This window comes from Delftia sp. 11MD (assembly GCF_050907895.1).
Taxonomy (GTDB): Bacteria; Pseudomonadota; Gammaproteobacteria; order Burkholderiales; family Burkholderiaceae_C; genus Comamonas; species Comamonas tsuruhatensis.
In genome coordinates this window covers 3,162,583-3,183,235 of record NZ_CP194333.1, presented here as the reverse complement: position 1 = coordinate 3,183,235, position 20,653 = coordinate 3,162,583, and the positions used below count along the sequence as shown (strand labels likewise).

The window sequence follows — 20,653 nt, the reverse complement described above, 5'->3', positions numbered from 1 at the left end:
ACTGTAAACGTTTTGCGCAGCCCTCGGCAGCACTGTGGCGCAGCTTGCGCTGGTTTCGGCGGCGCGCGACGCCCGCAGGCGCCATTGCAGCCGTTAACATGGCCCGATACTCTCCTTCCGGCACCCCGCTGCGGGCGTCGGCCCACTTTCCAGGACCCATTGCATGAAAACCTTTGCCATCACCGTCGCATCGCTGGCCGCTGCCGCTTCGCTGGTGTCCACCAGCGCCAGCGCTGCGGCTTCGATCTTCCTCAACGACACCATCGCCGCGCGCATTCCCGCCAGGGACCTGCCCGATGCCAAGGCCGCCGTGGCCAAGGTGCTCAACGAGGCCGCCGACGGCTCCGTGACCGAATGGACCAGCGGCCCGAACCGAACCAACCAGCGCGTGACGTTGGCCTTGCAGCCGCAGCAGACCGTGCAGACCGGGACGGCCGGAAGCTGCCGCCTGCTGTCGGCCGATGTGCGCCTGAAAAAGACCTCGGAAAACTGGCGCTTCTGGTTCTGCAAGCAGTCCGACGGATCGTGGAAGGCCAGCGGCAGCCAGCCCTGAGCAAGGATTGCGGTGGTCGGCGACCGGGAATCCGGCATGGACCTACGCCACCAGACCTGGGCGCGTGGGAGCATGTCGGCCGGAAGATAGACCACCGGAGAACAACCATGCCCCATGAATTTGTGCATGCCACGACACTTGCCAGACGGCTGGCCCTGGGCGTCGCCGCAAGCTCTTTGCTGACGCTGGCCGCCTGCTCGGGCGAGACCTCGTCGCAGCGCGCGGGATTTCCCATGGCCGAAGTGCCGCGCTTCAACCAGCCGCCACCGGACAAGCCCCTGCTGGGCCAGCCCGTGATCACGGCCGAGCAGGTCATGCCCCATGCCAAGGGCGACCCGCATGAGCCGTTGCCGGCTGCCGCGCCGCTGCCCGCCCGGGCGTCTGAACCGGCAAGCGGGTCAGGTGCCACCAACAAGGAAGATGCAGGCGGCGTGAATCCGGCCGCCGGCCAGGCCGCCGCCATCACCGACGGCCAGGGAGAGGGCTCCAAGTACGAGCTGGGCGCCCCCAAGTAACCTGGCCGGGCTCAGAACGAGGTCCAGTCCCCATCGTCCTTGCCAGTGGCGGGCACGGACTGCCGGGAGGCCGGCAGCTTGGCGGCTGCAGGCTTGGCGGCGGGTGCACCCGGGGACGCAGCAGCCGCAGGCGCGGCCAGCGGCCTGGCAGGAGCGCGCATCTGCGCTGCCGCAGGCTGTGCACGCCCGGCAGGGGCCGGGGCTGGGGCCACCGCCGGACGAGCGGACGCCACGCCCTCGATACGGAATACGCTCACTGCAGCGGCCAGCTGGTGCACCTGGGATTTGAGCGAGCCGGTTGCAGCGGCCGCCTCTTCGACCAGCGCCGCATTCTGCTGTGTCACCGTGTCCATCTGGGAAATGGCCTGGTGCACCTGGTTGATGCCGCTGCTCTGCTCCTGGCTGGCGGCGGTGATCTCGGCCACCAGGTCGCTGACCTGCTGCACGCTTTGCACGATGCCGTCCATGGTGCGACCGGCCTCGGCCACCTGGCGCGTGCCCGCCTCCACCTTGGAGACCGAGTCGGCAATCAGGTCCTTGATGTCCTTGGCCGCCGAGGCGCTGCGCTGCGCCAGCGCGCGCACCTCACCGGCCACCACGGCAAAGCCGCGGCCCTGCTCGCCGGCGCGCGCCGCTTCCACGGCGGCGTTCAGCGCCAGGATGTTGGTCTGGAAGGCAATGGAGTCGATCACGCCGATGATGTCGGCAATCTTGCGGCTGGACTCGCTGATGCCGCCCATGGTGTCCACCACGCCCGCCACCACCTTGCCGCCCTGCACGGCTGTCTGCGACGCCGAAGCGGCCAGCTGATTGGCCTGGCGCGCGTTCTCTGCGTTCTGCTTGACCGTGCTGGTCAGCTCCTCCATGGCAGCGGCCGTCTGCTCCAGCGAGCTGGCCTGCTGCTCGGTGCGCGAGGACAGGTCCTGGTTGCCCGCGTCGATCTCGCCCGAAGCCGTGGCGATGCTGTCGGCACCCGAGCGCACCTGCCCCACGACCTGGGCCAGGTTGTCGTTCATCTGGCGCAGCGCCTGCAGCAACTGGCCCGTTTCATCGCGCGAATCAACGGTGATGCGGCTGGTCAGGTCGTTGTTGGCCACGGTGCGCGCCACGCGCAGGGCCTCGGCCAGCGGCCTGGTGATGCCGCGCGTGATCCACCAGGCGGCCAGCGCGCCCAGCACGAAGGCCAGCGAGACCACCGTGATGATGGCAGCTCGACTGGCCGAGAAGCGCACCAGCACATCGGCGGCGGAGCTGTCGATGGCCGCGCGCTGCATGTCCAGCAGGCGCTGGACCATGTCGATATAGCGCTGCGTGGCGGGCTGGTATTGCTGGGTGAACAGGCGCTCGGCGTCTTCGGCGCGGCCCTCGGCCTTGGCCTTGGTCACCACGTCGCGGCCCGCCAGATAGCCGGCGCGCGCCTTCTTGATCTCGACCCAGATGTCCTTTTCCTCCTGGGTCTGCAGCAGCGGCTCGATGCGGTCCTGCAGCTTGCTGGACTGGCGCGAGGACTCGGCTGCGTCTTCGGCGAAGAAGGTGGCCAGCGAGGGATCGCTGCTCTTGGCAATGGCCGTGGTGCGGCGCGAACCCGAGTGGATGTTGCGGAACCAGTCGCTGATCATCCGCTCCTTGGCCAGGGCCACCTCGGTGATTTCCGTGGTCGAGCGGGCCATGTGCCCCATGCTGACGATGCTGGTGACACTGATGAGCAGCATGATCAGCAAAAGAATGGTGAAACCGCCTCCGAGACGAAGGCCTATGCGCAGATTTTTCATGATGGGGAAACAGGATGCGGGACGGAAACGCGGCGAAAACTAGTTCTTGAGGTAGGCGTCCAGCACCATGCGATTCCAGTTGGCCGAGCCGACCAGGGAATCGCCGAGCTTCTCGGCCGTCGCCACCACGGCGCTTTGCTGCTGCTGCAGCGCCTTGACCCGGTCGCCCAGGCTTGCCATGGACGAACTCAGCCGGCTGCCCGTGGACAGTGCATCGTTGGCGCTGTTTTCCACCGCCTTGCCAATGCCGGCCAGGGCCGAGGTCACGCCTGCGGGATCTGTGGCCATGGACTTTTCCAGGGCCTTGGCGTCCACCGCCAGCGTGCCGTCCTGGCGCTGGACGATGCCGATCCTGCCCAGGCTGGGCGAAGTCGCGCTGCCCGTGACACTCATGATGGCCGCACGCAGCTCGCGCAGCGCGCGGGTGGCCCCCACATCGGTGGTGGAGCCGGCGGCCGCGCTGGCATTGCCCTTGGCCGCGCTGGCGTTGTAGCGCGCCACCAGCTTTTCCAGCGCACCTTGGACCGACTGGGTGGTGCTGGTCGCCGTGAGGGCTGCCATCTCCTTGCCCGCCGTGGCCAGATCCACCAGGGACGACTTGAACTGCCCCAGCGCCGACAGCGAGGTCGAGCCCGCCTGGGCCTGGGCCGCAATGCGCTCGTGTGCCTTGGACAGCGAAGGCGCCAGCTTGCGGACTTTCTCCGCTTCGGTGGTCTCCGTCTGGGTGCTGTCCGTCTTCGTGGCGCCGGCCTGCGCATCGCTCTTCTTGATGGCCGAGTCCGAAGCCGTCTGCGCCGTGGTGCTGCTGTTGAGCCTGGACTGGGCTCGGGCCAACAGGCTTTGCACATTCAGGTTGTCGGTTCTGATGCTCATGTTCTCTTCCCTGTAAGTTTGCGGATGGTGCGGGCGCAGGGCCCGTCCACGGTTTGGCAGGGAGACTACCGGGACGCCGCCGCCGCAATGCAGGGATAAGCGGGCCGCTTACCCGCGACTTGCAGCCTTTGCCGGGCCGGATGCACGCCCGCCTTCGCCCAGCGGCCCGTGCGCCCATGAAAAAGGGCCTCCGAAGAGGCCCGTTCCACACATCCCGACCATCAAGCCGTCTGCTGCAGGGCTCCGTAGCGCTCGCGCGCCGTCTGCAGCATGTAGAAGGTGATGCGCTTGACCTCGGCACGGCTGTCGGCGATGTGCTGCTTCAGGCAGGACTGGGCCAGCGCGGCATCGCCGGCCTCGATGGCGGCAAGAATGGCGGCATGGTCGTCATAGGTTGCCGAGACGCGCGGCAGCTTGATCACATCCAGGCGGCGGATGATGCGGATGCGCTCTGTAATGTCCAGGTGGATGCGCGCCATCTCCTGGTTGCCGGTCGCGGCCACCAGGCCGGTATGGAAGGCCTCGTCCAGCGAGGCCACGACGGCGGGGTCGGTCTCGCGCTGCTCCTCGGGCACGCACCAGACTTCGCGCAGCGGCTGCAATGACTGCAGCGATTCGCCCACCAGGCTGGCCACGGCGCTGGTCTCCATCAGGGTGCGCACCTCGTACAGATCCTCGAAGTACTTGAAGTCGAAGGCCTTGATCTGCCATCCGCTCTTGAAGTGCACATCCACATAGCCATCGCGCTGCAACCAGAACAGCGCCTGGCGCACGGGCGTGCGGCTGACCTGCATGCGCGTGGCGATCTCGCCTTCACTGAAACGGTCGCCAGGCAGCAGGCGGAAATCGAAGATGTCGTTCTTCAGGCAGGTGTAGATCTGCGCAGCCAGCGAATGCGCGCTGCTTGCAGGCCCCTGGCGCGTCTCGCACACCGGCGAGGAAACAACCGCGATGCTCATGCGACTGCCGCGCCCGCTGGAGCACGCAGGCCTCGCCGCTGGCCGCCGCCAAGGCCTGGCAACGACATGCCCGGAGCCCTGAAGAAGGGCCAGGCCTTGCCTTCGACACCGGACTCGCGCATGGCCGAAGACAGGGTATACGCCGACCGTAGCAGCAATACCATTGCCTGATTTGCGATCAGGCAATGGGCAATGGTCCATTCACGCATTTAGTACTCTTTCTTGTACACAAGTTGGCAGTGGGATTTAATAAAGAAACGAATTGCGTTTTAATAATTGGACCTACAAGAATATCCTCGACAACGGCCGATCTTCGTGTATGCTCCGCGACTTGCCGCCGCAAAGGCCATACACACCATAGCGTTTGGCAACCCCCGGCACCAGACATTCAAAGTGACTGGACCAACACCAACAGGAACCCACTCGCGGTAATCCTGCGCATATTTGCGCCAATCCATTTTTTCCAGAGAGTTTCTGCACACACCTGGTGCAACGAGCACATCAATTTCCCCATGCCTGCGGCCATGGGTTTGTGTATTTGTTAAATATTGCAAGATATTGAGGCATTCAGCCTCTGACAGGAATGGAAGGCGGCTTTCTGTCAAGGAACTGACATGTGAATCTGCTAGCAGCGGCCTTGCGCGTGCAGAGACAAGGCACGTCCTGCCCGATATTCCATCCACCGCTCGATTCCAGCTTTCCATACTGGAAAGCCTCCATCGATGGATGGAGGCCATATTCCCGCGCATCCACGGCAAACCCACGCCGGATGCATCCGACGCGGGTTTGCCGCAGCAGCAAGCCTGCGCAAGAAGACTCAGGCTTCGCGGTTTTCCTTGATGTTGAAGCCCATCTGGCTCTCGGCGCCCTTGCCGCCCTGGTTGGTCTGTTCCCAGTACTGGGTCTTGACCTTGGCAGCCTGGAACGAGTAGTTGACAGTCACGGTGTCAGAGGAGTTGGCGCCGCTGACGGTCACGTTCGTCACCATGACGTCGGTCAGGGTGATCTTGGTGAACTCGATCTGCGAGCCACCGGCCTTGCACAGCGAGATGTCGACCTGGCCCAGGTGCTTGCCCGTGGCGCAGTGCTTGAGCACGGCGGGGTAGCACTTGTCCACCTTGGCGATGACGTTCAGGTCATGGAAGCTCACCTTGCCGGCGCCGGCACCGCCGCCGCTGGCCATGGTGTTGGGCTGGGTCGCGCCCCAGGTGAAGGAGTCGATGTCGGTCCAGCCCTTGTGGTTGGAATCCTGGGATTCGCCACTGGCGCCCTCGACCTTCATGAACATATCAACGGACATTGCACACCTCTCGAATTAATGGATTAAACGTTCGCATGCAACCCAATAGACCGACTGCATCGGATGGTTCACACGCGAACAAAGGGGAAAACCACTCCCGGGCAGAGCGCACGAAACCGATTCACTGAACATGTGATTCAGATCAGTGCGGCGCATACCCTGGATGGTCAAGGAATGTATTGACAATCGCCTGCAATCCTCACTGTCGTGAACCGCCCTCCTTTGTTGGAGCCGCGATGATAGTGGATAAGATCGGAAAAATACAAACAATTGGCCCGACTGAATTGTTACGGCCGATACATCTGAAAAAAAATGTATCCATCGCTTATCCATTCGATACGTGTCATGGCTTTTTGCAGAACTCAAGCTACACTCACGCCGCATTCGGAGTCCGATTGAAATACGATCTTGTATTCATGACGAGTCCATGACGTTCGTCTTTGGCCCCCGGCTTCAGACAATTGGCTGATCGAGGAAAACCAGCGGTTGCATAGACAGATTGCCGGTGCGATGCCGGCTTTGTGCTTGTCCAATGGCCTCGAACAGATTCGGCACCCTGGCACTGCGACAGACCTCGCCCGCCAGCGTGTGAAACAACATCTTGGGTGGGATTGCATGGATAGCGAAGCAGCATGTTCGACCAACTGCCTTCCGGCAGGTGTCCAGATTGGCGAATACCGCGTGCTCGATGTCATCGGCGAAGGCGGTTTCGGCATCGTCTACAAGGCCCGTGACCTCTCGCTGGACCGCGAGGTCGCGATCAAGGAGTACATGCCTTCGGCACTGGCCGGACGGCAAAGCTCCCATCAGGTGCATGTGCGCTCGCAGCACCGTGGCGCCTTCGACGCCGGGCTGCGCAGCTTCATCAACGAGGCCCGCCTGCTGGCGCGCTTCTCCCACCCCACCCTGGTGCATGTCTACCGCTTCTTCGAAGCCGGCGGCACGGCCTACATGGTGATGCGCCACTACGAGGGCCAGACGCTGGGCCAGGTGCTGAAGGCATCGTCCGGCCGCATGGATCAGGCCGGGCTCAGCGCGCTGCTGATCCCCTTGCTGGACGTGCTGGAAGTGCTGCATGCGCAAGACTGCTTCCACCGCGACATCGCGCCGGACAATATCTTCGTGCAGCGCGATGGCAGCCCCGTGCTGCTGGATTTCGGCGCCGCGCGCCGCATCATCGGCGACATGACCCAGGCGCTGACCATGGTGCTCAAGCCCGGTTTTGCGCCCATCGAGCAATACGTGGACGACGGCGCCATGCCCCAGGGCGCGTGGACCGACATCTACCAGGTCGGCGCCCTGATCCACCAGGCCGCCACGGGCCGCATCCCGGCCACCTCGGTCGCGCGCATGGTCACCGATCCCATGCAGCCGCTGACCTCCGAACAGGTCCCGGGCTACTCCGACGCTTTCCTGCAGGGCATGCAACGGGCGCTGGCCGTGCGCCCCCAGGACCGCCCCCAATCCATTGCCGAGCTGCGCAGCCTGCTGGGCCTGTCCACCGACGCCCGGGCAGCGCCTGCGCCGGGGGAGCCCAGCCCCATCTACATCCCGATCACGCCGCCTGCGTCCGTACAGGCCGCCATGGCCACCCAGTCGGCAGCCGTGCAGGCGCCGCGCTTCGTGCCGATCACGGAAATCTTCGTTCCTGCAGCAGCGCCGCAGGCAGCGCCCGCGGCCACGGTCATGCCCTTGCCTGCGGTCCCGCCTGTTGCATCTGTTGCACCGGTCCCTCCTGTCGCCACGGTCGCACCGGTGCCGCCCGCTCCCACCGCGCCTGGGGGTTTGGCAACAGGCGGCCCTGTCCAGCCATCTGCAGCCGCAGCCGCGCCCCAGATGACGCCTCAGGCATCTGCCGCCGATCCCATGGGCCTGGACAACGGTCCGTACATCGACATCGACCAGGCACTGCCCCCCGCTCAGCCTGCGCAGCCCCCGGTTCAGGCGCAGGCGCCTGCATCCCAACAGCCCGCCTCCGCACCCGCCGTTCAGGGCGCGCCCGCAGGGGTGCAGCCTCCGGCCGCTGCCGTCCAGGCAGTGCCCAAGGCCAGGCGCAGCGGCATGGCCGTGCCGATGGCCATCGGCGCCCTGGTGCTGGCGGCCATCGCGGGCGGCGGCGTGCTGTGGTACGACCATTCCCAGGACCAGGCCCGTGCCAAGACCCTGGCAGCCCGCGACAGCCTGGCATGGCAGCAGGCGCAAAGCCAGTCCAGCCTGGCCCGCCTGCAGGACTACCTGGACAGCTTCCCCGAAGGACAGCACCGCACCGAGGCCCAGGCGCTGCTCAAGCAGTTGCTCAACGAGGCCTCGCTGGCCTCCACGGAGCAGGTGCAGCCGATGACCCCGCCGGAGCAGGCCGCGCTGGCTGAACTCCCCCCTTCCCAGCCCGAGCAAGGGGCGCCCGTCGCCCCCGTCACGGTGGCCGCGGTGCCCGAGCCGTTGCCCACCGAGCCGCCCAAGACCGAAGCCCGCCCCGCCAAGCCCGCAGCGGCCACAGGCAAGGTGGTGTTCAGGGTCGTGCCCTGGGGCTATGTCTCCGTGAACCGCGCCCCGGCACGGACCAGCCCGCCGCTGACCCAGATGGAGTTGCCGGAGGGCGAGTACCGCATCGACATCAGCAACCCGGGTGCGGCCTCTACGGTGACCAAGACCATCACGGTCACCAAGGGCGAGTCGGTGACCGTGAACCATCTTTTCGAATGAGCGCGGCGCATGGCTCGACTGATGAACCACTGCTGGCGATGGATGCTGTGCACTGCAGTGCTCGGCCTGCCCTGCCTGGCGCATTCCCAGGCGGCATGCGAGGAGGCCGCGCCGGCCCAAACCGGCTCGGCAGGACGCCCGCAGCTGGCGCAGGGCATTGCGCTGTTCGAGGCGCGCGACCTGGCCCAGGCCGAGCGTGCGCTGCAGGCTGCGCTGTTTGGCGGGCTGGCGGATCCCATGGAGCGGGCCTCCGCCCACAAGTACCTGGCCTACACCTATTGCACGCACAAGGAATGGGCGCGCTGCGAGGCCGCCTTCGACGCCGCGTTCGCCGCCCACCCCGGCTTTGCGCTGCAGGCCTACGAGACCACGGGTACGCAGTGGCGGGACGCCTACAGCCGCGCCCAGGAACGCTGGACCCAGCGCTGCCCTGCCGCCCAACGGCTGCGCGTGGCACCCGCAGCGCCCACGGCCGGCGGCTTTGCACTGAACAGCCGCGTGATCACATCGATCACCGCACTGACATCGGGCTCGGCCCCGGTGCGCTCCGCCGCACTGGCCGCACGGCCTGAGACGCCACGGACAGATCACAACCTGCGCCTGAGGGTCAGCCCCTGGGCCAACGTGCTGATCAACGGCAAGCCGTCCGGCGTCACCCCTCCCGTCGTGCTGCTCAAGCTGGCGCCAGGCTCCCACACAGTGGAACTGCGCAACCCCGGCTTCGAGAGCTATCGGCAGGTGATCCGCATCACCGACGGCCAGTCGGTGACCCTTTCCCATGACTTTGATGCCCGATGACCATGTCCATGCATATCCCTCACTCCCTCCAGCGCCTGACCCTTGCCCTTGCCGTTGCCTTCGGGCTGGCCGCCTGCGAAACCGCACCCAAGCCGGTGGAGCCCGAGCCAGCACCGCCCGTGGTGCAGGCGCCTGTCGAGCCCGTCAAGCCCGTGGACCCGGTGGTGATCAAGGAGCAGGAGCTGGTCGAGGCCATCCAGCTCTACGTGGATGGCCGCTACGAGGATGCCATCACGGCCCTGACGCCCCTGTCCACCGCGCAGGAGCTGCCGATGAGCAGCCAGGTCAAGGCGCTCAAGTACATCGCCTTCAGCCACTGCGTGGAAGGCCGCCGCAAGCCCTGCCGGCAGCACTTCGACATGGCCCTGGCCCTGGACCCCACCTTCCAGCTGACCGAGGCCGAAAAGGGCCATCCCACCTGGGGCCGGGAATTCAACAATGCCCGCGCCGCGCTGCGCAACAAGCGCCCGGCGCCCGCGCGCAAGGCCTCCTGAGGCCTGCCGAGGCCCCCGACGCTTCCTGAAAACTGCCTAGCCTAAGACTCCATGGACAAAATCGAACTCAGGGTCGTGGACCACGATGGCGTTGCGGTCGACCGCCACTGGCATGCCGTATTCGGCATGGCAGGCGGCACGATCGGACGCAGTGGCCAGAACAAGCTCATCATCTCGGATCCGGACGCTTCCGTGGCGCGCGTGCACGCCATGGTCAGGCTCGATTCCGAGGGAGCCTTTGTTGCGAACCTGAGCGAGCGTGATCCCATCTGGGTGGCAGACCAGCCCGTGCGCTCGGGCCAGGAAGTGGCCCTGACACTGGGCGCGCGCATCCGCATCGGCGCCTACACCCTGGCCGCCGTGGCGCCGGGCACCCCTTTCGAAGCACCGGCCTCGCCCGGTGCAGCCGTGCCGGCGCCTGCCAGCGCAGCATTTGCAGCGGCTGTGACGCCCTCAGCACCTTCTGCGTCCTCAGCACGCTCAACGCCATCGGTTCCCTCGCCGGTCACGGCAATCCCGCAGCCACCGATCCAGCAGCCCCTCGCAGTTGACAGCCCGCTGCAGCCGCAAGCAACGGGGCCGGCAGAAGCTGCGCCACTGGCAGACGTTCTGCCTCCAGCCGCCGCCGGCATCGCCGATCCCTGGGAAGGCCTGACGGCGCTGAGCCTGGATGACATCCAGACCCCGCCTGCGCCTTCTGCCGAGAGTGCAATCCCCCCCGAGCAAGCGGCCATGGCGATGCCGCAGCCGGCCAGGCCGCAGCACCGCCCGCTGCTGATTCCCAATGATTTCGACCCCTTTGCACCGCCGCCCGAGCAGGCTCGGCAGCAGGAAGAAGGCTGGGCCGGCCTGCCCTCGCACGGCAAGGGCGAGCTGATTCAGCAGCGCCATGACGGCATGGTCCAAACGCTTCCCCTCAAGGGCCTGAGCACCGAGGCACTGCATGACGCCTCCCATACCGGCCTGCCTTCGTGCTTCGAGGCATCGCAAAAGCTCGATCCGCTCGCGCTGTTCGACCAGGGCGGCCTGCCCGGCGACGCAGCGCCGCTGCAACAGGCATCGGGCCGGGGCTCCGAGCTGGGCCAGGCCTTCAACCTGCCGCGCATGCAGCCGCCTGCGCAGCCTGCTGCACAGGGTGCAGCGGCGCCGGCCCAGCCGGCCGGCCTGGAGCAGTCATTGGCGCCTGCGGCGCAGACACAGCAACCTGTACAGGTTCAGGCCGCACCAACTGCCGTACCAGTTGCCGTACCAGCTCCCTTACCTGCCGCTGCACCAGTTGCTGCACCGATGGCCACGGCCCCCGCTGCCGCGACGGCCCCCGAAATCCCCGCCGAGCCCGTCGTGCTCGACGGACTGCTGCCCACCAACGGGCTGGACCTGGACATCTTCCAGTCCGGCGCAGGCCAAGCTGCGCCAGCCATCGTTTCTGCCGCAAGCGCTGCCGCCGCTCCCGCCAACACCAGCTCCAGCTCCAGCGTCCACTTCAACGCAGCCTCCAGCATCCTCGGCCAGGGCGCCGCCGCCATTCCCGTCGGCACCCTGCCCTGCACCGCCGCGCCTGTCGATGCTCCGGTGCAGCCCCAGCCGGCCGCCAGCGCCGCCCACGCCGACCTGCAGGCCCTGGCCACGGCCTTCATGGAAGGCGCGGGCCTGAACCCGGCCAAGACCCATTTCGAGGTCACGCCCGAATTCATGCGCACCTTCGGCGAAGCCCTGCGCATTGCCGTGCAGGGCACCATCGACCTGCTGGCGGCGCGCTCCGAGATCAAGCGCGAGTTCCGTGCCGGCGTCACCATCATTGCCACGGGCGCCAACAATCCGCTCAAGTTCCTGCCCAATTCCGAGGGCGTGCTCATGCAGATGGTCCACCAGACCTTCCCGGGCTTCATGAAGCCGCTGCCCGCCATGCAGGACGCCTTCCAGGATCTGCACGTGCACCAGCTGGCCCTGATGGCCGGCATCCGCGCCGCCTATGCCGAGGCCCTGACCCGGTTCGATCCGACCGAGCTGGAGCGCCGCACCGAAACCAACCCCGGCCTGCTGGACAAGCTGCTGACCAATGGCCGCAAGGCTGCGCTGTGGGACGACTACAAGCACAACTTCGACGTGCTGCGCCGCCATGCCGAGGACGATCTGATGGCCTTCTCGGGCCGCACCTTCGTCGAGGCCTACGAAAACGCCGAGCAGTCCGTGAAAGGCCAGCCGTGATCGCCTACCTCGACGGAGACGGCCACCGCTACAGCATCCAGGTGGCCAGCGCATCCCACAGCGGCAGGCGTTCCAGCAACGAAGACGCCATGGGCCTGATGGACCTGGGCGCCGCCGGCCTGTGCTGCACCCTGGCCGATGGGGCTGGCGGGCACGGGCATGGCGAACTTGCCGCCCAGCTCACGGTCCAGGCCGTGCTGGAGGGCTTCCGGGAGAACCCGCTGTTCGCCCCTGCCAGCCTGGCCTCCCTGATTTCCCAGGCGGAGCACCGCGTCAGCGGCCAGCAGTCCACCTCGGCCTCGCGCATGCACATGAGCGCCACCGTGGTGGTGCTGTGCATCGACCCAGGGCAGGGCCGCGCCCTGTGGGCGCACTGGGGCGACTCGCGCCTGTACTGGTTCCGCGCGGGCCGCATGCACCTGCGCACCGAAGACCACAGCCTGGTGCAGCAGCTGCTGCACGCCGGCCTGTACGAAGAGAACGACCCGCGCCGCCTGCCCAACCGCAACGTCCTGGCCGGCGCCATCGGTGCCGAAGGCCAGGTGCCGCCCAGCATCCGCTCCGCCGCCGTGGCCCTGGAGCCCGGCGATGTCTTCCTGCTGTGCTCGGACGGCCTTTGGGAGGGCATGCACGAGTCGGAAATGGAGCAGCTGCTGGCCGCGAGCCAGCGCCCCGACGAATGGATACAGCGCATGGTCGGCCGCGTCGTATCCAGCGGCAATCCGCACCAGGACAACCTCAGCGCGCTGACGGTGTGGATCTGCCCGCGTGACACCAATGACTGATATCGAGACAGGAGAAGCCATGTGGAAATCGCATGCACCGCATGTACCGCAAGCGCGCCGGCAGGCGCTGCAAACGCTGGGCGCCTTGGGCCTGGGCACGGCAATGGCGACCGGCCTGGCCGGCTGCGGCTCCCTCAATCCCCTGAGCCGCGCGCCTGAAGTGGCGCCCACGGCCGTGCCCGCCGCCGTGTTCGAGGTGGTGGCCGACATGGACATCAACCCCGACCGCGAAGGCATCCCCAAGCCCGTGCTGCTGCGCATCTACGAGCTGCGCGCCTCCGCCGCCTTCGACCGCGCCGGCTTCTTCGACCTGCAGGACAAGGACGACGGCCAGCTGGGCAGCGACTTCGTGCGGCGCGAGGAATTCCTGATCGCGCCCGGCCAACGCCAGGTGATTGAGCGCAAGGGCAACCCCGATGTGCGCGCCTTCGGCCTGTTCGCCGCCTACCGCGATCTGGAGCGCAGCACCTGGCGCGCCTCGGCCGCCGCGCCCAACTCCGTGGAGCTGCGCAGGCGGTGGTGGGGCATGGGCTCCACCGAAAAGCTGCAGCCCGTGCGCTACCAGGTGCACCTGACCCGCGAGGAGGTCACCGTGCGCATCCAACCCGCATCCCAATAAACGCACATCTATCCACCATGGTCTGGCAACGCAAAGTCATCTGGGCCGAAGGCATGTTCCTTCGGCCCCAGCACTTCCAGCAGCAGGAGCGCTTCCTGTTCCGGCAACTGCAGTCGCGCAGCCTGCCGGGACAGCCCTTTTTCTGGGGCTTCTCGGAACTGGAGCTGGACACCGATCTGCTGCGCATGGGCAAGCTGGGCATACGCTCGGCACACGGCGTGCTGCCCGACGGCACGCCGTTCCAGCTGCCGGGCGACGACGAGGCGCCCACCCCGCTGGACATCGGCAAGGACCTCAAGGACGTGGTGGTGCACCTGGCCCTGCCGCTGCGCCGCCTGTCGGGCAGCGAGGTCACCTTTGGCGAAGGCACGCAAAGCCCCGCGCGCTATCTCAGTGACGTGACCGAAGTGGCGGACAGCAACGACGTGGGCGCCCAGCCCGCCGAGGTGCAGCTGGGCCGGCTGCGCCTGAGCCTGCGCCCCGCCCACGAGCTGACCGAAGGCTGGGTCAGCCTGCCCGTGGCCCATGTGGTCGAGCGCCAGGCCAGCGGAGGCGTGCTGCTGGAGCCCGGCTTCATTCCCACCGTGGTCAACAACGGGCCCAGCTCGGTGCTCAATACCTTCTGCAAGGAAATCCACGGCCTGCTGCGCCAGCGCGGCGAGGTTCTGGCCCAGCGCATGATCCAGCCCGAGCGCGGCGGCATCGGCGAGGTCGGCGACTTCCTGCTGCTGCAACTCATCAACCACTGGACGGGCGCCGCCCAGCACTGGGTGCGCACCGGCAGCATCCATCCCGAGCGCCTGTTCGAGGAACTGCTGCGCCTGGCCGCCGAGCTGACCACCTTCGACCACGAGCGCCGCCGCCCCGAGGTGCTGCCCGTCTATGACCACGACGACCTGCGGCGCAGCTTTCCGCCGCTGATGCTGGAGCTGCGGCGCAGCCTGTCCTCGGTGCTGGAGCAAAACGCCATCCAGATCCCGCTGCACGACCGCCAGTACGGCGTGCGCGTGGCGCTGATCCCGTCCACCGAGCTGCTGACCACCTGCGACTTCGTGCTGGCCGCCCATGCCCAGACCACGCCGGAATTCCTGCGCACCCACTTCCCCACCCAGACCAAGCTGGGCCCGGTGGAGCGCATACGCGACCTGGTGAACCTGCACCTGCCCGGCGTCACGCTGCGGCCGCTGCCCATCGCCCCGCGCGAGATCCCCTACCACGCGGGCTACAACTATTTCGAGGTGGACACCACGCACGACCTGTGGAACCAGCTGCAAAGCTCCGGCGGCCTTGCCATGCACGTCTCCGGTGAATTCCCCGACCTGCAGCTGGAGTTCTGGGCCATCCGCCGCTGACGGCGCGACGCATCTTCCGACATGAACAGTTCCAACATCAGCCACCAAATGCCCTGGGGGAGAGACGGCGACGCGGGCCGTGCCGAAGGCGCAGCCAGCGCCTCGCCCGCGCCTGCCGGCCAGGAGCCGCTGCGCTCCAACCTGCCCGACGTGGTCAGCGGCGGCAACCCGCTGGTGGCCGCCGCCAACCAGCTGCTGAACCTCATCCCCCAGATCCGCGCCATGGTCACCAACGAAGACCCGCGCGCGCTGCAGCAGCTGCTGCTCGAACACATACGCGAGTTCGAGCAGCGTGCCGGCGCCAGCGGCGTGCCCATGGAAACCATCATCGGCGCGCGCTACTGCATCTGCACCGTGCTCGACGAAACCGCCGCCCAGACGCCCTGGGGAAGCGCAGGTATCTGGCCTCACTACAGCCTGCTCGTGGCCCTGCATAACGAAACCTGGGGCGGCGAGAAGTTCTTCCAGCTGCTGGCCCGGCTGGTGCAGACGCCGCACCAGCACATCGACCTCATCGAGCTGCTGTACTACTGCGTGATGCTGGGCTTCGAAGGCCGCTACCGCGTGATCGACAACGGCCGCGCCCAGCTGGAGACGCTCAAGGCGCGCCTGCTGCAGCTCATCGAATCGACGCGCGGCGACCGCAGCAGCCTGCTGTCCGTGCACTGGCGCGGCGTGCAGCGCCTGGCCTCGCCGCCCTGGGCCATGGTGCCGCTGTGGGTGGCGGCAGCCATCACGCTGCTGCTGGCGTTCTTCATCTACCTGTGGTTCAGCTACCGGCTGTCCAACAGCTCGGATGATCTGTTCGCCGCCATCAACGAGATCCGGTTCCCGCGCACCTCGGCGGCTGCCACCGTGGCCACCATCAAGCCGCGGCTGCGGCAGTTCCTGGAGCCCGAAATCCGCGAAGGCCTGGTCAGCGTGCGCGACGAAGCCGACCGCAGCACCGTCATCCTGCGCGGCGACGGCCTGTTCGACCCGGCTGCCACCGTCGTCAAGCCCCGCTACGTGCAGGTCATCCACCGCGTGGCCGCGGCGCTGGACGAAGTGCCGGGCAAGGTCATCGTCAATGGCTACACCGACAACCTGCCCATCCGCACGGCGCGCTTCCCGTCCAACTGGAACCTGTCGCAGGAGCGCGCCCAGGCCGTGTCCCAGATGCTGGGCGGCTCGCTGCGCGACCGCCAGCGCCTGCATGCCGAGGGCCGTGCCGACAGCGACCCCGTCGCCCCCAACAACACGGCCGAAGGCCGGGCGCTGAACCGGCGGGTGGAAATCGTCCTGCTGGTCGCGCCCCAGCAGCGTGACCAGCAACTGCAGGCCCTGCCTGCCGCACCCGAGACCAGGAACTGACCCCCATGATCCGTCGCATCGCCTCATGGCTGTTCAACCGCTACATGCTGGAGCTTCTGGGCCTGGTGGCCCTGAGCCTGCTCATCTGGTTCGTCGGCCCCCTCGTCTTCATCCAGCCCTACCAGCCACTGGGCAGCCCCACCGTGCGCTGGTGGTTGATCGCCGGCCTGTTCATCCTCTGGTTCCTGCGCCTGCTGCTGAAATGGTGGCGCGCACAGCGCATGAACGAGCACCTCATGACCGGCCTGTCCCGCCTGACCTCGCCGCGCGAGGCGGACGGCACGCCCGCTGCCGGCTCCGAGGAAGTGGCAGAGCTGGAGTCCCGCTTCAAGGAAGCCCTGGACACGCTGAGCAAGACCCGCTTCGGCCAGACCGAAGGCGGCCTGTTCGGGCGCTGGAACAAGCGCTACATCTACCAGCTGCCCTGGTACCTGATCATCGGCTCGCCGGGTTCGGGCAAGACCACGGCCCTGATCAACTCGGGGCTGGACTTCCCGCTGGCGGCCCAGTTCGGCAAGCGCGCCATCCCCGGCATGGGCGGCACGCGCAACTGCGACTGGTGGTTCACCGACCAAGCCGTGCTGCTGGACACGGCCGGCCGCTACACCACCCAGGAAAGCGATGCGGAGCAGGACAAGGCTGCCTGGAAGGGCTTCATGCAACTGCTCAGGCGCTTTCGCGGACGCCAGCCGGTCAACGGCGTCATCGTCACGCTCAGCGTGCAGGAGCTGCTCAGCAGCAGCGATACCGAGCGTGCCCAGCTGGCCCAGCTGATCGGCCTGCGCCTGAGCGAGCTGTGCGAGGAGCTGACCATCCGCTTTCCCGTCTACGTGCTGGTCACCAAGAGCGACCTGCTGGCGGGCTTCAACGAGTTCTTCGGCGCCATGAGCCGCGAGGAGCGCGCCCAGGTCTGGGGCTTCACCTACCCCTATGACGAAAAGACCCAGCGCTCGCCCGCCAGCGACCCGCAGGCCGCCAGCGCCCTGTACATGGAGGAATTCGACGCCCTGGTCGCCCAGATCAACCGCCTGTTGCCCCAGCGGCTGATGACCGAGCCCGATCTTGCGCGCCGCAGCCTGCTCTACGCCCTGCCCCAGCAGTTTGCCGGCCTCAAGGACGTGGTGCGCGACACGCTGGATGCGGCGTTCTCCGCCTCGCGCTTCAAGGAAAAGCCGCTGCTGCGCGGCGTCTACTTCACCAGCGGAACGCAGGAGGGCATGCCCTTCGACCGCGTGATGTCGGCCCTGTCGCGCCGCTTTGCGCTGCGCGGCCGCCTGCCGGCCGATGCCGTGCCCCAGCAGGGCCGCAGCTACTTCCTGGAGTCGCTGTTCAAGGACGTGATGTTCAACGAGTCCGGCCTGACCGGGCGCAACGCCAAGAAAGAGCGCCAGCTGCGCCTGATGCAGGCCGCCGGCCTGTGCGCCCTGCTGCTGGCCCTGGGCGGCGCGGCCCTGGCCTGGACGCTGAGCTACGAGAACAACCAGCGCTACCTGAACGAAGTGGCCGACAACGCCGGCACGCTGCGCCAGGCCGTGGAGGAATCCAAGGCCACCGATCCCGACAACGTGGTCGCCCTGGTGCCCATGCTCAACCACGCGGCGCGCGTGGCGCAGAGCAGCCGCTTCGAGGAATCGGCCCCGCTGGGCTGGCGCTGGGGCCTGCTGCAGGTGCCCAAGGTGCAGACGGCCGCCCACGCCACCTACCTGCGCCTGCTGGAAGACGCCTGGCTGCCGCGCCTGAGCAGCCATGTCGCGCGCTCGCTGCGCCAGGTCAGCACCGGCAGCCCCGAGGCCAGCTACGAAACGCTCAAGGCCTATCTCATGCTCTACGAGCCCGACCACTTCGACGCCACCTTCGTCAAGGCCTGGCTGCGCAGCGATTGGGAAAACACCCTGCCCCAGCATCTGGTGCAGGCCGGCCTGGTGGACCAGCTGTCCGAGCACCTGGACCGCCTCATCGACGGCCGCGTGGTGGTCTCCGCCCAGCCCATCGACGCCAACCTGGTCGCCGAAGTGCGCCAGCGCCTGGCCCAGATGTCGCCCGCCCAGCGTGCCTACAGCCGCCTCAAGCAGCTGCTGAACACCGGCGACAAGCTGCCGCCCGACTTCAGCGTGGTGCGTGCCAGCGGACCCGAGGCGCCCCAGGTCTTTGCGCGTGCCAGCGGCAAGCCGCTCACCCAGGGCATCAGCGGCCTGTTCACCTATGACGGCTACCACGGCCTCTTCCTGCACGAGCTGCCCAAGGTCACCACCTTGCTGGCCAAGGAGGAAACCTGGGTGCTGGGCCAGGCCGAAGGCCGGCGCAGCGTGGCCCAGGAAGTGCTCACGGGCCAGCTGGCCAACGAGGTCAAGCGCCTGTACCTGATGGAGTACGCGCGCCTGTGGGAAACCTTCCTGGCCGACATCCGCCCCATACGCACGGCCTCGCTGGAGCAGGCCGGCGAGCAGGCCCGCCTGTACTCGTCCGCCAACTCCAGCCTGGAGCAGTTCATCCGCGCCGTGGCCCGCGAGACCACGCTGGCCCGCCGCCCGGACCAGCAGGAAGGCGGCAGCTCGGGCAGCACCAGCAGCTGGCTGGGCGAGAAACTGCAGCGCATCCGCGAGGAACAGCAACAGCTCAGCCGCCTGACCGGCAAGCCGCTGAACGTGGGCGGCATGCTGGCCACCGGCACGCTGGAGGCCGACATCGTGGACTTCCGCTTCCGCGAATACCGGCGCCTTGCCACCAGCAACGGCTCGGGCCCGGCGCCCATCACCGCCAGCCTGCAGGTGCTCAACGAGGCGGCGGCCGTCATCGCCTCGGCGCGCCAGCAGGTGATCCAGGGCGGCGGCGTGCCTCCCTCGCTGAGCGGCACGCTGGAGAAGGTGCGCTCGGAGGCCAAGCGCGTGCCGCCTCCGCTCAACAGCATGTACGAGGCCCTGGCCACCTCCACCTCGTCCTTCGTGGGAAGCAGCGTGCGCAACACGCTGGGCGGCAACCTCAACGCCACCATCGGCGACTTCTGCCGCCGAGCCATCCTGGGCCGCTACCCCTTCACGCGCAGCGCCACGCGCGACGTGACCACGGACGACTTCGCCCGCCTGTTCGCCACCGGCGGCACCATGGACGAGTTCTTCCGCACCCAGCTGCAGACCATGGTGGACATCTCCACCGTGCCCTGGACCTTCAAGCAGGGTGTGGACGGCACGCCGGTGGGGGGCTCTGCCTCGCTGGCCGCCTTCCAGCGCGCGGCCTCCATCCGCGACGTGTTCTTCCGCGCAGGCGGCAACACGCCCGGCATCCGGCTGGAGATCAAGCCGCTGGACATGGACGCCTCCATCTCCCAGATGGTGCTGGACGTGGACGGCGAGATCGTGCGCTACCAGCACGGCCCGCAAATCCCCAAGGCCGTCTCCTGGCCCGGCACGCGCGGCACCGGCCAGGCCCGGCTGCAGATCACGGCGGCCGGCGCGCAGAACACCGGCATCGTGACCGAAGGCCCCTGGGCCCTGCACCGCCTGTTCGACCGCGCCCAGATCCTGCCGGGCAACTCGCCCGAGCGCTTCACGGCCATCTTCACCATCGACGGGCGCAAGCTGCGCATGGAAGTCACCACCAGCAGCGTCCTCAACCCATTCCGGCTCAAGGCCATGGAGGAATTCGAATGTCCGGACCGGCTGTGAACGCCATGACTGTCCAGCGGCCATGCGCCGCCTGGTGGGGCAAGCTGCCCAGCCAGGGCGATTTCGTCGGCCGGCGCATGCCCCACGCACTGACCATGCGCTGGGACGAATGGCTGCGCAACGGCATGGACCAGTTGCGCAGCGATGCGGCCGATGGCTGGTCCACGCGCTTCGTGCACTCGCCGCTGTGGTTCTTCCTGTGCCCTGCCTCCATCCTGGGCCAGTCCATGGTGGGCGTGATCGGCCCCAGCTCCGACCGCATCGGCAGGCTCTTTCCGCTGGCCATCATGGCCACGGTGGACGGCAGCTCCGGCATACCGGCGTCGGACCAGGACATCGAACGCTTTCTGAGCGGCGCACGCGATGCGCTCATCGACGCGCGACGCCTGCCCCTGTCGGCCCAGCAGCTCGACGAGCGGCTGGCCACCCTGCAATGGCCGTTCCAGCAGGAGCGCAGCGCGCCGGACAGCACCTCCATCCACAGCCTGCTGGCGGACCTTGACATGGGCGCCTCGCAAGGCAACGCCGCGCGCCTGCCGCGCATGGACTGGCGCGCCTGCATGCGCCCCGGTTCCACCACCTCCGTCTGGTGGATCTCGGCCACGCCGCGCCACGCCCCTGACGAAGTGGTCCAGCACGAAGTGCTGCACCGCCGCCTGTTCACCCGGCTGTTCAAGGGCGCCTGAACCCGCACAGAGCGCACGGCC

The 20,653-nt window shown here is 67.5% G+C and carries 17 protein-coding genes; 12 read left to right on the top strand and 5 right to left on the bottom strand.

The genetic code is table 11. From position 1 onward, the window contains the following. Positions 1-163 precede the first annotated feature (163 nt). On the top strand, positions 164-553 hold the full coding sequence (locus ACRSCF_RS14470) for a hypothetical protein (RefSeq protein WP_017407005.1): 390 nt from the start codon (positions 164-166) through the stop codon (positions 551-553). 107 nt (positions 554-660) lie between these two features. Further along, positions 661-1,068: a hypothetical protein gene (locus tag ACRSCF_RS14465; protein ID WP_034367181.1), complete on the top strand. Its 408-nt coding sequence runs from the start codon at positions 661-663 to the stop codon at positions 1,066-1,068. An 11-nt stretch (positions 1,069-1,079) separates the two neighbouring features. Here ACRSCF_RS14465 and ACRSCF_RS14460 read toward each other — a convergent pair whose 3' ends face one another. From ACRSCF_RS14460 to ACRSCF_RS14440, 5 genes are all read right to left on the bottom strand, one after another. After that, the gene (locus tag ACRSCF_RS14460) at positions 1,080-2,840 is read right to left on the bottom strand and encodes a methyl-accepting chemotaxis protein (protein ID WP_034367177.1); all 1,761 of its coding nucleotides are present in this window, start codon (positions 2,838-2,840) and stop codon (positions 1,080-1,082) included. A gap of 39 nt (positions 2,841-2,879) precedes the next feature. After that, positions 2,880-3,713, bottom strand: a complete 834-nt coding sequence (gene fliD, locus ACRSCF_RS14455; protein WP_034367174.1) for a flagellar filament capping protein FliD — start codon at positions 3,711-3,713, stop codon at positions 2,880-2,882. 221 nt (positions 3,714-3,934) lie between these two features. Next, entirely contained in the window at positions 3,935-4,672 is a 738-nt protein-coding gene (locus ACRSCF_RS14450; protein WP_034367171.1) for a GntR family transcriptional regulator, read from the bottom strand. Continuing rightward, a complete protein-coding gene (locus tag ACRSCF_RS14445; RefSeq protein ID WP_139223830.1) occupies positions 4,669-4,881 on the bottom strand; it encodes a hypothetical protein in 213 nt (70 codons plus the stop codon). The genes ACRSCF_RS14450 and ACRSCF_RS14445 overlap by 4 nt, the downstream gene beginning before the upstream one ends. 608 nt (positions 4,882-5,489) lie before the next feature. After that, entirely contained in the window at positions 5,490-5,972 is a 483-nt protein-coding gene (locus ACRSCF_RS14440; RefSeq protein WP_016446977.1) for an Hcp family type VI secretion system effector, read from the bottom strand. Between the two features lie 615 nt (positions 5,973-6,587). Between ACRSCF_RS14440 and ACRSCF_RS14435 the strand changes: the two genes are divergently transcribed. From ACRSCF_RS14435 to tagF, 10 genes are read left to right on the top strand one after another with little or no spacing between them, the layout of a single operon-like run. Next, complete coding sequence (locus ACRSCF_RS14435) at positions 6,588-8,675, top strand: serine/threonine-protein kinase (protein WP_244451640.1); 2,088 nt, start codon at positions 6,588-6,590, stop codon at positions 8,673-8,675. A gap of 9 nt (positions 8,676-8,684) precedes the next feature. Next, positions 8,685-9,473, top strand: a complete 789-nt coding sequence (locus ACRSCF_RS14430) for a PEGA domain-containing protein (protein WP_034367165.1) — start codon at positions 8,685-8,687, stop codon at positions 9,471-9,473. An 8-nt stretch (positions 9,474-9,481) separates the two neighbouring features. Further along, a complete protein-coding gene (locus ACRSCF_RS14425) occupies positions 9,482-9,967 on the top strand; it encodes a TssQ family T6SS-associated lipoprotein (protein ID WP_223275220.1) in 486 nt (161 codons plus the stop codon). 51 nt (positions 9,968-10,018) lie between these two features. Then, positions 10,019-12,175 (top strand): type VI secretion system-associated FHA domain protein TagH, encoded by a 2,157-nt coding sequence (gene tagH / locus ACRSCF_RS14420; RefSeq protein ID WP_244451639.1) that lies wholly within the window; start codon positions 10,019-10,021, stop codon positions 12,173-12,175. Beyond that, positions 12,172-12,960: a PP2C family protein-serine/threonine phosphatase gene (locus tag ACRSCF_RS14415; RefSeq protein WP_016446982.1), complete on the top strand. Its 789-nt coding sequence runs from the start codon at positions 12,172-12,174 to the stop codon at positions 12,958-12,960. Before tagH ends, ACRSCF_RS14415 begins: the two co-directional genes overlap by 4 nt. 19 nt (positions 12,961-12,979) lie before the next feature. Continuing rightward, the gene (gene tssJ, locus ACRSCF_RS14410; protein WP_016446983.1) at positions 12,980-13,579 is read left to right on the top strand and encodes a type VI secretion system lipoprotein TssJ; all 600 of its coding nucleotides are present in this window, start codon (positions 12,980-12,982) and stop codon (positions 13,577-13,579) included. A 17-nt stretch (positions 13,580-13,596) separates the two neighbouring features. Then, positions 13,597-14,931 (top strand): type VI secretion system baseplate subunit TssK, encoded by a 1,335-nt coding sequence (gene tssK / locus ACRSCF_RS14405; RefSeq protein WP_016446984.1) that lies wholly within the window; start codon positions 13,597-13,599, stop codon positions 14,929-14,931. 21 nt (positions 14,932-14,952) lie between these two features. Next, the gene (locus ACRSCF_RS14400; protein ID WP_016446985.1) at positions 14,953-16,284 is read left to right on the top strand and encodes a DotU family type VI secretion system protein; all 1,332 of its coding nucleotides are present in this window, start codon (positions 14,953-14,955) and stop codon (positions 16,282-16,284) included. A gap of 5 nt (positions 16,285-16,289) precedes the next feature. Beyond that, positions 16,290-19,946, top strand: a complete 3,657-nt coding sequence (tssM, locus tag ACRSCF_RS14395; protein WP_244451638.1) for a type VI secretion system membrane subunit TssM — start codon at positions 16,290-16,292, stop codon at positions 19,944-19,946. Beyond that, positions 19,928-20,632 (top strand): type VI secretion system-associated protein TagF, encoded by a 705-nt coding sequence (gene tagF / locus ACRSCF_RS14390; RefSeq protein WP_016453379.1) that lies wholly within the window; start codon positions 19,928-19,930, stop codon positions 20,630-20,632. The genes tssM and tagF overlap by 19 nt, the downstream gene beginning before the upstream one ends. Positions 20,633-20,653 lie beyond the last annotated feature (21 nt).